14 protein-coding genes, 1 tRNA gene and 1 pseudogene are annotated in these 15,728 nt (G+C 25.1%); 1 reads left to right on the forward strand and 15 read right to left on the reverse strand.

All coding sequences use genetic code 11. The annotated features are described in order from the left end of the window. Positions 1–156 precede the first annotated feature (156 nt). From NSA50_RS14310 to NSA50_RS14350, 9 genes and pseudogenes are all read right to left on the reverse strand, one after another. A pseudogene (locus NSA50_RS14310) lies at positions 157–1,202 on the reverse strand (IS30 family transposase). Between the two features lie 344 nt (positions 1,203–1,546). Then, the gene (tnpA, locus tag NSA50_RS14315; RefSeq protein ID WP_374940976.1) at positions 1,547–2,020 is read right to left on the reverse strand and encodes an IS200/IS605 family transposase; all 474 of its coding nucleotides are present in this window, start codon (positions 2,018–2,020) and stop codon (positions 1,547–1,549) included. 244 nt (positions 2,021–2,264) lie between these two features. Further along, the gene (locus NSA50_RS14320; RefSeq protein ID WP_257446039.1) at positions 2,265–2,600 is read right to left on the reverse strand and encodes a hypothetical protein; all 336 of its coding nucleotides are present in this window, start codon (positions 2,598–2,600) and stop codon (positions 2,265–2,267) included. 8 nt (positions 2,601–2,608) lie between these two features. Beyond that, positions 2,609–2,947, reverse strand: a complete 339-nt coding sequence (locus tag NSA50_RS14325; protein ID WP_257446041.1) for a YtxH domain-containing protein — start codon at positions 2,945–2,947, stop codon at positions 2,609–2,611. Between the two features lie 623 nt (positions 2,948–3,570). Continuing rightward, on the reverse strand, positions 3,571–3,930 hold the full coding sequence (locus NSA50_RS14330) for a DUF2085 domain-containing protein (RefSeq protein ID WP_257446043.1): 360 nt from the start codon (positions 3,928–3,930) through the stop codon (positions 3,571–3,573). Positions 3,931–3,947: 17 nt separating this feature from the next. Further along, positions 3,948–4,220, reverse strand: coding sequence for a zinc-ribbon domain-containing protein (locus tag NSA50_RS14335; protein ID WP_257446046.1), 273 nt, complete (start codon positions 4,218–4,220; stop codon positions 3,948–3,950). A gap of 212 nt (positions 4,221–4,432) precedes the next feature. Beyond that, positions 4,433–5,545 (reverse strand): AI-2E family transporter, encoded by a 1,113-nt coding sequence (locus NSA50_RS14340; protein ID WP_257446049.1) that lies wholly within the window; start codon positions 5,543–5,545, stop codon positions 4,433–4,435. 447 nt (positions 5,546–5,992) lie between these two features. Continuing rightward, positions 5,993–6,697, reverse strand: a complete 705-nt coding sequence (locus NSA50_RS14345; protein WP_257446052.1) for an Rpn family recombination-promoting nuclease/putative transposase — start codon at positions 6,695–6,697, stop codon at positions 5,993–5,995. Positions 6,698–6,863: 166 nt separating this feature from the next. Continuing rightward, positions 6,864–7,445: a hypothetical protein gene (locus tag NSA50_RS14350; RefSeq protein ID WP_257446055.1), complete on the reverse strand. Its 582-nt coding sequence runs from the start codon at positions 7,443–7,445 to the stop codon at positions 6,864–6,866. 737 nt (positions 7,446–8,182) lie between these two features. Between NSA50_RS14350 and NSA50_RS14355 the strand changes: the two genes are divergently transcribed. Beyond that, positions 8,183–8,257 (forward strand) — tRNA-Lys (locus tag NSA50_RS14355). A 299-nt stretch (positions 8,258–8,556) separates the two neighbouring features. Here NSA50_RS14355 and NSA50_RS14360 read toward each other — a convergent pair. The 6 genes from NSA50_RS14360 to NSA50_RS14385 all read right to left on the reverse strand — a co-directional run bounded on the left by NSA50_RS14360 (position 8,557) and on the right by NSA50_RS14385 (position 15,672). Continuing rightward, positions 8,557–9,456 (reverse strand): hypothetical protein, encoded by a 900-nt coding sequence (locus NSA50_RS14360; RefSeq protein ID WP_257446058.1) that lies wholly within the window; start codon positions 9,454–9,456, stop codon positions 8,557–8,559. A gap of 65 nt (positions 9,457–9,521) precedes the next feature. Continuing rightward, positions 9,522–12,233, reverse strand: a complete 2,712-nt coding sequence (locus NSA50_RS14365) for an immunoglobulin-like domain-containing protein (RefSeq protein ID WP_257446061.1) — start codon at positions 12,231–12,233, stop codon at positions 9,522–9,524. A 169-nt stretch (positions 12,234–12,402) separates the two neighbouring features. After that, positions 12,403–12,639 (reverse strand): hypothetical protein, encoded by a 237-nt coding sequence (locus tag NSA50_RS14370; protein ID WP_257446064.1) that lies wholly within the window; start codon positions 12,637–12,639, stop codon positions 12,403–12,405. An 898-nt stretch (positions 12,640–13,537) separates the two neighbouring features. Further along, positions 13,538–13,936, reverse strand: a complete 399-nt coding sequence (locus NSA50_RS14375; RefSeq protein ID WP_257446067.1) for a hypothetical protein — start codon at positions 13,934–13,936, stop codon at positions 13,538–13,540. A 799-nt stretch (positions 13,937–14,735) separates the two neighbouring features. Beyond that, positions 14,736–14,975, reverse strand: a complete 240-nt coding sequence (locus NSA50_RS14380) for a plasmid stabilization protein (protein WP_257446070.1) — start codon at positions 14,973–14,975, stop codon at positions 14,736–14,738. Positions 14,976–15,522: 547 nt separating this feature from the next. After that, positions 15,523–15,672 carry a hypothetical protein gene (locus NSA50_RS14385; RefSeq protein ID WP_257446073.1) on the reverse strand — a complete coding sequence of 50 codons (150 nt, stop codon included), beginning with the start codon at positions 15,670–15,672 and terminating at the stop codon, positions 15,523–15,525. Between the last annotated feature and the right edge of the window lie 56 nt (positions 15,673–15,728).

Here is a 15,728-nt window from a genome sequence, read left to right on the forward strand (position 1 = left end):
ACTTCTTTCTTGAAATTATAATAGCTAATTATACAACAAAAAAAGTAATGATTCTCATCATTACCTTTTATTATACTATACTACATTTTATTCCAATTTTATATATTTTTCTATATTTTAATATCTAAATTGCAATATCAAATTGAACTATTTTTGTTAAATTGAATAAATAGCATCTAGATATTGATCAAAGAGAGCTTCTGCTGTCTTATAATTTAACTTTCTTCTAGGAAGAGTATTAATCCAATCTTCAATACGAGATATCTCATCAATAGTATATTGGAATATAGCTTTTCCTTTTGGTATAAATCTTCTTATTAGTCCATTACGCCTCTCATTGCACCCTTTTTCAAAAGATGAATAAGGGTGCGTAAAATATACCTTAGTAGAACAATCATTTTCTATATTACTAAGGTTTGAAATTTCAGATCCATTATCTGAAGTTATTGTTTTAAATACTTCACTAAATTTACTACCAAATTCATCTCTTATACTTTCTAATACTTTGTCCACCGCATCAGCTATTTTAGCAACTATCTTCCTGTGGATCGAATTTAGTGTCTTTCTCTCTACTAGAGTTAAAAGAACATTGTCTTTTTTGTCTTTTAGTCCTTCGACACTATCTCCCAATGCCCAAATTCTTCCCTTGTCTCTATTGACTTATCTCTTTCCTCAATACTTCTACCAAGCTTTCTTCTATTTACTCTAACAATGTTTTTACGTTTATTAATTCTTAACTTCATAGGTAAATTACTATTACTAATCTATATAAATCCTAGATCTATATAGTTATAAAGTGTTTTTGTACAGACCATTTCATCCTTATTAAAACGAGCAGAAGCTAAAGCTTCGCCGGTACAGGCATCTAATGACCAATTATCTTTTAATACTTTATTAGTTACATAATCTATAAATTTAGAGCATTTTAGAAGTTTATATTTACCCTTGCAATTTTCACGATTTTGATAATATACTCTTTCACCTACTTCTGCAAAGTATCTTGTAATCTCTATTCCATTTTTTATTTGCTTTACTGATCCACGCTTAATTTCATTAAGCACTGTATTTATTGTTCTGTTAATACTTTTAGAGATTTTATAAGCACTCCAACCTTCTTTTAATCTTATTTCGATAAAACACCTTTCTTGTAAACTTAAGTGTTTATTTTTCTTTGTATTTGTGATATTCTCTTTAGTGTCCATAGTGATTTCCTTTCGTGAATTGTTTCTGCAAATTCAATTTTAACACGAAAAATCACTATGGATTTTTTTTACTTCAATTTAATTTTACAACTAGTCTATATTAAATAGTTCCTAAATAAATAGGATTCCAGTTTCCTGAAATCCTATTTTCTATCTTAATTTATTTATTTCTTCTAGTTTTAAAGACATATCATTTATCAACCTTAATTTATAATTAAAATCATGACCACCCGTAAAACGGGTGGTTTGCACTACGCCTATAAGGCTTTGTTACTGGCTGTGCTACTCGCACACTGAACAGTTTGCCAACCGCATTATTTTCACAGGCTACCCATTAAATGGGTCTACTTCTTGCCTTTTTCTACTTGCTCACCCGTAAACGGGTCGATGTACTCTTTAAGGCTTAGTTGCTCATATGCTATATCTTCCTGTATCTGGTTTCTTATATACTCTTCAATAACTTTTTTATTGCGACCTACTGTATCAACATAATATCCTGTACACCAAAACTTTCTATTTCCATACTTATATTTTAAATTAGCATATTTATCAAAAATAAGTATGGAACTCTTTCCCTTTAAATATCCCATAATTTGAGATACACTCAATTTTGGTGGAATACTTACTAGCATATGAATATGATCTTTACACGCATTCGCTTCGATTATTTCTACACCTTTTTGCTCACATAACTTTCTTAAAATTTTCCCTATATCTGCTTTTATCTTTCCATAAATTATTTGTCTTCTATATTTGGGCGCAAATACTATATGATATTTACAATTCCATTTACTATGTGCTAAACTGTTATTGTTCAATTTGAACATACCTCCTTTGGTATTATAGCTTGGCTGGCAAACCCATACTATTATTTCCAAATGAGGTATTTTTTTATTCACTCATAGCTAGAAGCTTTTTGGAACCACAGGTCGAACCTGTGGTATTCTAAATACAAAAATAAAACAGATAGCAAAAACTATCTGTTTATATACTACTTGACATATTAAATACTACTATTTTCAAATTCTTTATTTATTTTAAAGCCTTTATTAAATCTATTTTCTAATTAAAAAAGATAGATTTAATTATCTTTAAAATATCACTAAATATTTCAAAATTATTTGAAATATTTTCCTTAGTTACAATTATATCAGCTGTAAAATCTGTAGCAACTTCACTTATCCCTTTCATATTTTCACTTATCTCGCTAATATTCTCTGCTATTATTGGCGCTTCATTGCATGTCCTATTTATATTATTTTTGTTAATATCTATTAATTCATAAATACTTTTCATTATTTTATTAAATTTAATTAAAACTATAATCCCAATTATCATTAAAGCTATTAACAATAAATAAATTATCCCTATAAACATCTCATTTAAACTTATATACATTTCTATACCTATTCTATCTCTTCACATATATTCTTTTCTTCAGTTCTATTATAAATATTATCTTCTATATCTAGTTCTTTATTTTTTTCTTTTAAATAATCTTTTATTTTATTTTTTGATTCACTAATATTTCTTTTAAAATTTTCTTTTCTTTCCACAGTACTATTTTTAAAATCATCAATTTTTTCTTTTATATCTTGCCTAGTTTCTTTTCCTGATTTAGGTGCTAATAATAGACCTGATAAAACACCAACTGCACCTCCTGCTATCGTTGATAACGCTGTTGCTTTTATAACTTTTTTTCTTTTCTTTCTCTTTTTCTTTTCAATTAAATCATACAAATTCATAATAATTCCTCCTAAGTATATTTTATATAATAATATCATAATATATCTACCTTATACAATATTTTAATTTATTATAATCATTATATATTCCATTAAATATTTTATTTTGTAATTTTTCTTAAAATACTATCAATTATATTATAATTCTCTTCCTTTTTCCTCTTCACAATCCAACAGAAATTAAATTTTTTTCAAGTTTTCTTTTAAAAATATATGACTTCCATATAAGCACAGGCAATTATTATAAAAAATGATTCAATAAAATCATCGCCTTTTTTCCTACAATAAAGTATTGTTCAACACAAATTTAAATAATATAATCTCTCTGTTGATTCACTAATTATTTATTAAACTTTTCACTAAGAAATAAAAGTTTACAATTTTAAGAATTTATACCCTATTAAATTACTAAAAAATAATGATTTAAAGTCTAAAATTAAACTTATATAAAAAAGATACTATTTCATAATGACTATTACGAAATAGTATCTTTATATGTTTTAGCACTTTTAACTTTTTAATATCTTTATAATTATTAGTTGCTATTAATTCAATAGTCTATAATATTCTATGAAAAATTTTAAAATAAAAACTTATAAATAGCTTAAATTATGTACTTTAGATTATTTATACAATCTAGCATAATATTTCCCTAATGATATTGTGAAAAATATAGAGTTCAAAAATAAATTAAAAAATCCATATCCAAATAAAATTCCTATTATTACTCTTTTAATATTATTACTTTCATATTTAGTTAATAATTGAAAAAAACCATCTATTAACATTGGTAAAATAAAAAATATATTAACTAGTATTTCAAGACTATAAATTTTATATAAAAAAATAGATAATATAATACCTAATAGTTCTCCAGTGCAACGTGCACAAATTGGAAACTTTCTATGTTTAAAATAAAAAGATCTATCAGCTCTACAATGACAACCAAAAATTATTGGAAGATATTTAATTATAAATTTCATGTTAAATTAATATTAATTTAATACGATAAAAATCCTATTATAAACATTAAAACATAAAATAAAATTCCAGCTCCAACTGAAATTAAAGCACCTATTCCAGCAGCTTTAGAAGATTTAGGCTTTGTCTCTTTCCAAAAAGCATATAATATAATTCCAACTATTGGAGCACAAAAGCCTAAAACTCCCCAACCAAATCCACCATTATCTTGAACTGAATTAGTTGATACTCCACAATGAATACAAACTACTGCCTTATCATCAATTTCTTTTCCACAATTTTTACAAAACATTACATTAATTCCCCCATTTCAATTAATAATTTCTGTAACATAATAAAAAATTGAAAATCAACCTTTTTAACGCTACATATTTTAACCTCAATAGAAATTTTAGGACTAAAAATATAACTTATTATAAATATTGTGAAAGAATTTAAATTTAAAAAATATCCTATAAATAAATTAATTTTTAGGCTATCTAAATATATAAAAATATTAAGGTACTACTCTTTTTTTATATATTTAGATAGTATCTCACAAAATACTCCAAATAAAGGAATACCTAGTATTATTCCTAAGATCCCAAATAAGCTTGAAAATACTATAACTGCTACTATAATATTTAATGATGATAATCCTATTGAACTCCCAACTACTATTGGATAAACTATATTTCCTTCAATTTGTTGCATAACTATTACTAATACAATAAACCATCCTATATTATTATAACCGCCAATAAACATTATTAATATTGAAATTAAAGCTCCTATGAAAGGCCCAAATATAGGTACTATAGCAGATACCCCTATGATTGAACTTATCAATAGCGTATAAGGCATCTTAAAAATTGTCATTGTAATGAATATCATTATAAATAATATCGTTGCATCTATTGCTTGTCCTCCAATATATCTCCTTAATTTATAATAAGTTAACTTTAATATTGAAGTTAACATCTTACTATATTTATCATTGCTTATTCTATATATAACTAACTTAAGTTGACTCTTTAGCTTTTCTTTATCCAATAAAATATATATAGCTATTATTATACCTATTATTGAATTTAAAATGGTAGTTGTTACTCCAAAAGTAATATCAATAATACTATTTAATATAGCTTGAGCAACATTATTTAATATATTAACAATGTTACTATCAACTTGTCCTAATCTCATAGCAATCCATTCTAATAAATACGTATTTTTAATATTAACTCTAAAGAAATTTTCTAGTTCTTTGATAGTTGTAGGTATTTTCTCAATTATAGAATACATACTTTGTACTACTTGAGGTATAAGTATATTCATAGTTATTATAGCTATACTTATAAATACTATAATAACTATAGCTAATGATACACTCCTCCTTATCATAAAACTTGTTCTTTCTTTCAAAGATATTTTATTTAATATTTTACTAATCTTTTTTTCTAAAAAACTCATTGGTATATTAAAAATAAATGCAAAAGCTACGCCTAGTAGAATTGGGAAAAAAACACTACTTAATACTCCCAATCCTTTTAATAGCTTTTCAAAATTTATTAATAAAAAATAAAATAATAATCCATATGTTATTAATACTGCTCTTTCATAAATATATTTTTTATTCATTTCTCCTCCTATAAAAACTTTTTATTTTTCTTAATTGTGTTTAACTAATTTTAATCTATATTATATCAACATCCGAATCTAGGTCAATATTGTGAAGTATCTTTCCAGCCAATACACAATTATTCCTTTTTAACGCCTTAATATTTACTCTCCTATTTATTAATTACACATGCTTACTTGATTTATATATTTTAAATCTATCTTTTTAAAACACACTCCCCTAAATAATACCAAATATATTCCGAATTCCTTTGGTTAATTATATATTATTAAATAAATATAACTAAAATCTTTAATCATTATTTAATAAAATAGGATTCCAGTTTCCTGAAATCCTGTAACTCTATCTCAATTTATTTATTCTATAATATAATCCTGTTGCACTAGATATTCATTTTATACTTACATTATTTTTATAGCTATATAAGCTGACTTTTTCTTTTATAGCTATTTATTCTCATCAATTTCTAATTTACTAACTTTATTTAGCATTAACACCTTTCTCTCTTCATATAAAGCTCTTTCTTTTTTATCTGCACTTATCCTCATTAATTCTTCTTTTGCTTCTTTAATTTCTTCTACTTCCATTTCCATTTTCTTTAAATTATTACTTATTGGATTTTCTATAAACTCCATCCAAGCTGAAAATATGTCTGTTATTTCTCTATCTTCCTTTGGTATTTTAGGTAACTCTATAAAATGTAGTTCTTGCATATCTGTGAACTCTTCATTAGTTTTTATTTCCTTCATTCTATAGCAAGTATGCGCCTGTTCAGATCTAAAGAATTTAAAATTAAAAATATTTATATATACTGTTTTTACTAATTCATCATCATATCGCTCATGTTTTACTTTTCCTCCATACATTTTGCTCCAATGATATAAGCCTCGTTTTATCATATCATGTTCATTTTTTATTTCTATCTCTATATTTATGCGCTCACCTTTATCTGTCTTTGCTTTTATATCTAATCTACTAAATTCATCATCATCTTCTATATTGGAATTTTCTATCTTAACCTCTGTTATTTTATCTATTGGATCCATTACTGCATTTAAAAATGATATTAATATTCTTGGATTCTTTTCATTTCCAAATATTCTTTTAAATACAAGATCTATCTTAGGACTTAATATTTCTAAATTTTCCACTTTAATAACCTCATATTTATTTTATCATAATCTAGTGTATTTTTCTTTCACTTATTCTATAAATATTTCATAAAACACTTAATTTTGGAAAAATTATATTTTTATCTATTTTTTATCGATATGCTATTGAACTATTTATTTTTATTAACTCCATTTTTTAATAGTATTACTCAATATTATAGTTTGAAAGCTCTTCAAAGTAATTATATTCTTCAACTTCGTTAGTATCTTTATATGTGTATCTAATTATTCCTTTTGCTCCATTAACTTCTTCTAAATACTCTTCATCCTCATATACCTTTTTAAATTCATCTTCACTTCCATATTCTTTCGTAAATTCATTTTTCATAAATTGTATTTGTTCATCATGACTTAATTTTGAAAACTCGAGTTCTTTTTCTAACTCTTCAAAGTAATTATACTCTTCAACTTCATTAGTATCTTTATATGTGTATCTAATTATTCCTTTTGCTCCATTAACTTCTTCTAAATACTCTTCATCCTCATATACCTTTTTAAATTCATCTTCATTTCCATATTCTTTTGTAAATTCATCTTTTAAAGCTTCTATATCTTCTTCATTTTCAACATTACTATCGCTCATATATACATCATCATATTCTTGTATTAATTCTACATTATTAGTATCAGCTAAAATCCTTTGAAATCCTCCTCCAATTGTTCCTCCGATTACTCCTCCTATTAAAGCTCCAAATACTACTAGTCCTATAACTTTTTTCTTTATCATAATAATGCCTCCAAACAAATTTAAAATTTATTTTATATAATATTTTCCAATTTATATACTGTCAAAATTAAAATACTATAAGTTTAAAATATACAACATTCAAATCTAATTATTTTCATGCTAGTAAATTACTATTTTCCATTTAATTCATCTAATATTCCTCCTTTATATAAGCCTTATTCAATATAATTTTATAGGTTAATAATAACATCATTTTATTGCAATCCTGTGTCAGTTCTATTACATTATAGTTACAATATTTATCTAATATTTATTTTTTCCTCTTACAGAATCCTTTATCTTCAAAATGAAATACAATCATTTAAGTTTAATTAATATATTGATAACTTAGACTTTTCACTTATTACTAGTTAAACAGTTTATCTATAAATATAAAATAGTATTTTTCTATTTGTTAGATAAATAAAATATCTTTTCTAAATTTTATCTATTACAATATTACTTATCTATTTTAGGTAATATTATATATTTCATATTATTTATATAAATTAGTTATTAATTTATAATTAATAGAAACTGTATTCTTATCATTAATTCATTTTCTCAAAATATTATGCTATATCTCACTTCTAAATTTTCTGAAATATTATATTTTAAAAATCACAATATTTATCAAAATCATACATGTTATTCTCTTATAATTAACAATATCTTTATTTATTTTCAATTTAAATATTGACTTTTTCTCTATAATATAATATTATAATATATATCATGCGCCCTTAACTCAGAGAAAGAGTACCTAGCTTTTTACTAGGGAGTCCGAGGTTCAAGTCCTTGAGGGCGCACCAAAAAAGAGCAATTCACATTGCTCTTTTTTTATTATCTTTAAACTAAAAATAAGATTTTAGTTTCTTGAAATCTTATCATCATAATTTTTAACAACTTTTTGCTCTTCATTTATTTAACAAATACACATTTTATCAAATAATATAAGCTTCTCTTTATTATTATATTCACTTTTCATTTGTATCTCTTTAATTATAGGTTCAGTATTGTTTATCTTTGATTTTATATCTAAATTTTCCAGTTTATTTTCTTTTTTATTTTAATATAAATAGTTTTTTAATAATAGTTAATTTTCTATTTTTTAAGATTCTTTTTTCTCAATTTCTTCTGAAGCTTTTTCTATAGTTAAATCTTCTATTAAAGATTTAATTATTTTTATTATTTCATCTTTTACTGTAAGTGTATATTCCAATTTATTTGTTGAATCTACAACTTTATCAATCTTAGCTAACTTATCAACCTTTAATTCTATTTCAACTAACTTACCTTCTTTTTCTACTACTAAACTTAATGTAGCTTCTTTTTCTTCAGTTATTTTTAATAGTTCTTCAAAAGTTAAATCAGCAGTAAATTTCTTTTCATCAGAATCTATCTCTATTTCTTTTTCTGATTTAAATAACTCCTTACCTGCGCTATCTTTTGCTACTAAGTAAGTCTTACCTTCCCTATGAATATCATTTGCTTCTAATTGGCCTTCAAATTTAACTAAGTTCTTATCAGTATCAACTTTAACTTTTTCTATAATTACTTTAATTTCTTTTTTACCATTAGAAATTTCTACTTCTAGAGATTCAGTTTTATTTTCTAAAGGAACTTCTTCTACTAGTACTTCTTCTACTTCATTAGTTTCATTATTTTCTATTAAATTATCTATATTTGAATCAACTTTTGTTTCTTCTGTAACCTTATTTTCTTCATTATTAGTTACAGTTTCTTCATTAATTGAAGTTCTTGTTATTTTAGATTTAGTTATTTTTAATTTTCCATTTTCTACAGTTGAAGTATATTTAACATTATTTTCAGTATCTTGAACTTCTCCAACTATATTTAAGTCTGTAGCTCCTAATTCAAGTTCACCTGAAGTATTTAATGTTTCAACTACTAAGCTTAATGTTACTGAATCTTGAATCTTTGATAATTCATCTAAAGATAAGTTACTCTTAAATCCTGAGTAAGATCCACCGTTAGCAACCCTTACCATATAATTTCTAAATACTTCTTGTCCATTAGCATCTTTTGCTACTAAGTGGTATTTAACTTTATTATCTATAGTTGATACATCACTTCAGTTCCATTTAATATCCTAATTAAAGTATTTACCTCACCTCTAATAACAATTTGATTTTTATTTATATCCATAATTAGTGAATTTATAGATGCATCACCTTTTAAACTTGTGAATCCTTTTACAACTATATCTCTATAAGCAATCTTATTATTTCCCTCTAAATCTGTTACTGTATATTTAACTTGATATGATCCTGGTTTATTTGTATTTACCTTATTTGCAGCTACATTTGATGTTGTTAATTTAATCTCTTGCCCTTTATAGTTTATAGCTGTTACTCCTTCTACAGTTATTGTTCTACGTGCAATCTTATTATTTCCTTCTAAATCTGTTACTGTATATTTAACTTCATATGTTCCTGCTTTACTTGTATCTCCCTTATTTGTTGCTACATTTGATGTTGTTAATTTAATCTCTTGTCCTTTATAATCTGTAACTGTTACTCCATCTAATGGATTGAAAGTAGTTCCAGTTTTAATTACTGTGTTCTCTGGGAAGCTTATTACAGGCTTCTTACTTGTAACCGTTGCTTGTTCAACTTTTACAGTTCTATAAGCAATCTTACTATTACCTTCTGAATCCTTTACTGTATATTTAACTTGGTACTCTCCAGGCTTACTTGTATTTACTTTATTCCATGATACATTTGATGTTGTTAACGCTATATTATTTCCTTTATAGTCTGTAGCTGTTACACCCGCTAACGGATCGAAAGTAGTTCCAGTTTTAATTACTGTAGTCTCTGGGAAACTTATTACTGGCTTCTGACTTGTAACTGCAGGTGGAGTAACTATATTTTGCCCTTCAACCTTTACAGTTCTATAAGCAATCTTAGTATTACCTTCTGAATCTGTTACTGTATATTTAACTTGATATTCTCCAGCCTTATTTACATTTACCTTGTTTGTAACTACTTTTAAGCTTGAAGTTATATCTCCATCCTCTTTGTCCGTAGCTGTAGCTATCGCTAACGGATCGAAGCTATCTCCAACAAATATTTCATGTACACTATTAACATTTATTATCGGTAGAGTATTTGCTGCAGGTTTTGCAGTTACTGTTACAACTCTTTCAACTGTTGTTGTGTTATTATCTATATCTTTTACTGTATATGTTAATTTATAAGTTCCATGAGTATTTGTATTAACAGTTCCACTAACGGTAATTTTTGAAGTTAAATCTTCATTTTCAGCTGAAGTAGCTGTTACTCCTGACTTTGAATTAAATGATGTACCTTGTACTATTGATACTGCATTAGCCCCTGATATAGTTGGCTTAGCTGTAGTTTTTGGTGTTACTGTAATTGTTCTAGTTACAGTATCTGACTCATTTCCAGCTGAATCTGTAACCTTGTATGTTACTTGATATGTTCCAACTTGATTTATATCAAAGTTACATTTATCAATAACTAAATTTCCTAATAAGTCAGCTTGTGAATCTACATTATCACTTATAGTTACACCTTGCTTTAAATCAAAGTTAGCTGTTCCTCTAACTACTGATATAGCTGGTGCAGTTATTACTGGTTTTTCTGTATCTGCTAAACTTGATTTAACAATTTGAACTTGATTACTTCCTGAATCACTCTTAAATTTAATTTTGTAATCATTAAATTCTTTTTCTGCTAAATCATTACCATTTGTTACATATGCATTTCTAGTAGTAGCTAATTGAACTACTGGTTCCTCATAAGTCTTTCCATTTACAGTTGATTTAACAAATAAATTATAAGTGTTTCCTGAAGTTAATTTACTAAATATAGAATCATCTATTAATTCTCTATATCCAGTAGCATTACCAGTTAAATTATCAGCATCTGTTTCTGAAACTACATTTCCTGAACTATCTTTTATAACTAATTTCTTTGACGCATTATCATCTGCATTTGTTCCTAATATATCAAAATTACCTTCAAATACTAATGAACTACCTACCCATAATCCTCTTACAAAATTAGAGTCAACCATTTCCTTAACCTTTATAACTCTTGGTGATTCAGTTACATTTCCATCTAAGTCTTCAGCTCTATATGTAAATACATAAGTTCCTTCTTTATTTACATTAAAATCAGCTGGTGCTTCTACTGTCAATTTTATATTTTCACTTGCATCTTCTTTATCTATTGCAGTTACTCCTTCTAATGGATCAAAATCAACACCTTTAGCTATAGTCTTTTCATCTATACCATTTATAGTTGGAAAATTACTATTTCTCTTTACAACAACAATATTTCTTGTTGCTGTTACTGTATGCCCATTGACACTTGCTGTGTAAGTAGCAATATAAGTTCCAACCTTTGGAGCCCTAGGATTAAATCCTCCAGTATAAGTTACATTACTTTCTGTTAAAGTATTTCCATCAGGTGCTGTTACTCCTTCTAATGGATTAAACTCTGTACCAGCTTCTATAATAACCTCTTCTAATCCCGACCATTCTATTTCTCCTTGAAGAACTCCATTACTATTAAATAAATATCTAACACCATCAATTATATGTTCTCCCGTTGCAATTTCTCCATCTGAATAAACATAATATCTTCCACTTACACCACCAATGTTATTATTCCATCCTGAAGTAGTATATAAACTTCCATAATTATAATCATCAGTGCCATTAAAATAATATAATCTATTATCTATAACCTTAAAGCCTGGACTAGATGCCTGTCCTACAACAGTGCTACCATTCAAAAAATATGTTTTCCTAGCAGCTTTAGCTCACTTATTATCATCTCTAGTTAGTTCATCACTATTTTTAAAATAATAATATCCATTTTTTATATAATGAACTTGATATTGTCCATAATTATCAGATCCATTCTTCATATCTCGTCCAACTATAATTCCAGTATGACTTAACTTATTCCCTGATGAATTTATTAAATATGATCCTGTTGTATCTCCATTCCAAATTGTAAAGATCACTTTGAATATATTGTAAATTTATACTCCCTTGTGATGTTAATTTAGTATAAGTTGATAATGATGCTGTTGTTGGTCTTGTACTAAAATTATTAATTTCTGTTGCATGTGCAGTAGTAGTAACACTACTAACTATACCTACTGCTGACATACCAGCTACTTTTCTTTTATTCATTTCTCTACCTCCTAATTATCCATAATTTAAATTATTTTTTTATTTTATTTAATCTTTGGATACATCTCTTCTAATATCCTTTGACATAATAATACAAAAAAAGGAAGTGGTTGTTCTTAAAATATATTAAATAGTTCCTAAATAAATAGGATTCCAGTTTCCTGAAATCCTATTTTCTATCTTAATTTATTTATTTCTTCTATAGATAAGCCTGTTTTTAATGATACTGTTTCATTTCTCTAATTTTTTACGCTCTAGCCCTCCGGAGCTGAGTTTCAGACAGCATTCCACTGTTCTTGGGACACAATTAAATCTTCTTGCCAATACAATCTTATTCAATAGGCATAACTCCTCTCGTGTAAATTCTTTTAGTTTATTATGTATATCTTTTCTCATAATTGCACCTATCTCTTTAGTAATTCCTTACAATATATATCTTGAAAAATACAACTTAAAAAGTTCATAAATTCCTACATTTTCATTTTGGAACTTTTATACACTTTCATCTTAGTATTTCTATATATTAACAATTGCAATATACGAATGTGAGAATTATGATGTATGTCCTTACAAAAAGCAATTCACTAACTCTAAAGGTAATAGAATATTACATATTTTGAAAGAATTTATAAAATAAAGTGAAAATCTTTAAAGAATATATCGTCTCCAGAAGTGAAACTATTAAAATTAAATAATCTATAAAGGTCGACGGTGCCTTTAATGTATTAAATCAAGATTATGAATTTAAAAACTTCTTACTGCGTGGAAAAGAAAAATATAAAATTTGAATAAATATGAAAATAACAAAAAAGACCATCTACGTAAATGATTAAAAATCATTTACTAGACATCCCCTTATTAATTTATATTATATAACTTTTTTTAATTTTAAAACTATTTAATGTGAAAATCCGTTAACACATCTAATTTCTACATTTTTTATAGAGTATTTTTTAAAATATCTATTATACTCATCTTTTATAAATTCTGCATATGCTTTTGAAAATTTCTCTAAATTATTTAATTTTAATATCTTATCTTCCGTTAATTGTCCATCTATTTTTAAATCTTTGATCAATAGCTCTACAATTTTTAAGTCTTTTGACTCTATAGAAATATAAAATCTATAATGAATTCCTCCTAATTCTAACGGCTCTATATTCACCTTATAAATAATATCAATACTATCTAATTTTTCTTTTTTTATTAGATTAATAACTTCAGTTCCTGTATGAGTAAACTGAGTAAATAATCCTCTATATTTCTTTTTATTTCTTATAAGATACTTAGTTTCCATATAAAACCCTTTCTAAATGTATTTTATTAAAATATATTTTTGCTATTCTCATTTATTATTTTGTGAATTAACCCTACAAAACAATATACATTTCAGCTATTTCTCTAAAGTTTTTCCCTGAATACGATACTTATTTATCATTTCCTTCTCTTACTTTTATAGCCTCTCTTTTATTCCTACTCCACATTAATTGTATATTTTATCTATATTACTACTTTTAATCAAATTATTTTCATAATTAAAATTTTCTATTTATTTTTTAATTTCTCTAACTCTTTTAATCAAAAAATACCTAAAATGATAATTTCTGTATCTGAAGAGGTTTTAGAAATTTTTTATATCCAAATAAATATTGTCTCCACATATTATATACTTTTAGTCTTATATCAACACTCATAAAACTAAAATCTTTTATATTACTTATATTAATTAATTTATTTAATCCAAAACTCAATATCTTCATTAGTATCCCAAATAATATCAAGTATTTCTGCTAATCATTCTTTGATTATTTCATTATAAACTCTCTTACCCCATTGAATGTCTATCATTAACAATAAAAATAGTTAATATAAAACTTAAACTAATTTTTTATTCAATATAATAAATTACCTTTTCATTATCTAAAATTAGTTGTTTCACTAAATGAATTTTCACGAAGAGAATAAAAATTATAGTTTTAAGGCATTTGTAAACTATTATTTAATAAAAAACAGTAGTTAACTATCTCCCATAATTAAACCTATCTAAAAAAGGTGCTATTTCGCAATACTAGTTACGAAATAGTACCTTTTCTAATCTATTTAACTGCTTTTAATTTTGCAATATCATTCCAATTTTTTGCTGTTGCTTCTTCAACAAAACATAAATCTCTTTTAATACTTGTTATATCTTCAGCACTTCTAGCAACTTGTTCGTAAGTTATATCAATCTTCTTTTCAATTCTATCTAACTTTTCATTTCCTTTCTGTTGCTCATCTTTCAAACCTTTTATATCTTGTTGCATAGCTTTTAAAATTTCTAATATCTCTTTTTCCATAAAGTTTAACTCCGTTTCTTTATTAATTAAATTTTGATTTACTTTTTAATTATACCACAAAAGGACACTTTTTAATTAAAAAGTGTCCTTTATAGAGAAAAACTCATATGGATAATTTGTAAATCAAAATTCAATTAAAGTATATCATTTATTCAATTAAAAGTGTTATTGAATAATTAATTTTAATAATAAAAAATAAACTAATTTAAATATTGAGAAACTTTCGAAATTAAATTTTTGGAATTACTTATTAAGCTAGATATTCAAATACTTTAAAATATCTTCTTTCATATGTAGTACACCCATATTATCTTACTGTCCCTCAATTATTTTTAATACTAAATTTCAAAAAAATTTTATCATACCTAAATCATATCTAAATCATACATTTTATGCTTACTTGTCGTATTAGAACTTATATATCTCTATATGCTATATATACCATTATACGCATGGTATTAAAATCTATCTAAAGCTTCATAAATACTAAATTTAATATATTATAACCATTCTTAAATATTAAATTTGAAAGTTTCAATCTTTTTATTTACCTTCTATTTCTTGTTTTAGCTTCTATATTTTCAACCATATATATCATACTAATTTTTTTGACTTTAAATATATTCTTTAATCTATCTTTTAACTTTTTATTCATTCTAACTCTTATAACTTCTTCCTTCACGAATAGTGTAGCCATAAATCCAATCCCCTTTTTTCGTTATTCTTTATACTACATTCAACTATATCACATTC

The organism is Clostridium mucosae, from assembly GCF_024622765.1.
Classification (GTDB): domain Bacteria; phylum Bacillota; class Clostridia; order Clostridiales; family Clostridiaceae; genus Clostridium.

Coding starts and splice junctions, on each gene's coding strand:
- NSA50_RS14340 (WP_257446049.1), bottom strand. CDS start 5,545: ATGAATAAAAAATATATTTATGAAAGAGCAGTATTAATAACATATGGA.
- NSA50_RS14370 (WP_257446064.1), bottom strand. CDS start 12,639: ATGAATAAAAGAAAAGTAGCTGGTATGTCAGCAGTAGGTATAGTTAGT.
- NSA50_RS14350 (WP_257446055.1), bottom strand. CDS start 7,445: ATGATAAAGAAAAAAGTTATAGGACTAGTAGTATTTGGAGCTTTAATA.
- NSA50_RS14335 (WP_257446046.1), bottom strand. CDS start 4,220: ATGTTTTGTAAAAATTGTGGAAAAGAAATTGATGATAAGGCAGTAGTT.
- NSA50_RS14325 (WP_257446041.1), bottom strand. CDS start 2,947: ATGAATTTGTATGATTTAATTGAAAAGAAAAAGAGAAAGAAAAGAAAA.
- NSA50_RS14385 (WP_257446073.1), bottom strand. CDS start 15,672: ATGGCTACACTATTCGTGAAGGAAGAAGTTATAAGAGTTAGAATGAAT.
- NSA50_RS14320 (WP_257446039.1), bottom strand. CDS start 2,600: ATGTATATAAGTTTAAATGAGATGTTTATAGGGATAATTTATTTATTG.
- NSA50_RS14330 (WP_257446043.1), bottom strand. CDS start 3,930: ATGAAATTTATAATTAAATATCTTCCAATAATTTTTGGTTGTCATTGT.
- NSA50_RS14375 (WP_257446067.1), bottom strand. CDS start 13,936: ATGGAAACTAAGTATCTTATAAGAAATAAAAAGAAATATAGAGGATTA.
- NSA50_RS14380 (WP_257446070.1), bottom strand. CDS start 14,975: ATGGAAAAAGAGATATTAGAAATTTTAAAAGCTATGCAACAAGATATA.
- NSA50_RS14360 (WP_257446058.1), bottom strand. CDS start 9,456: ATGGTAAGGGTTGCTAACGGTGGATCTTACTCAGGATTTAAGAGTAAC.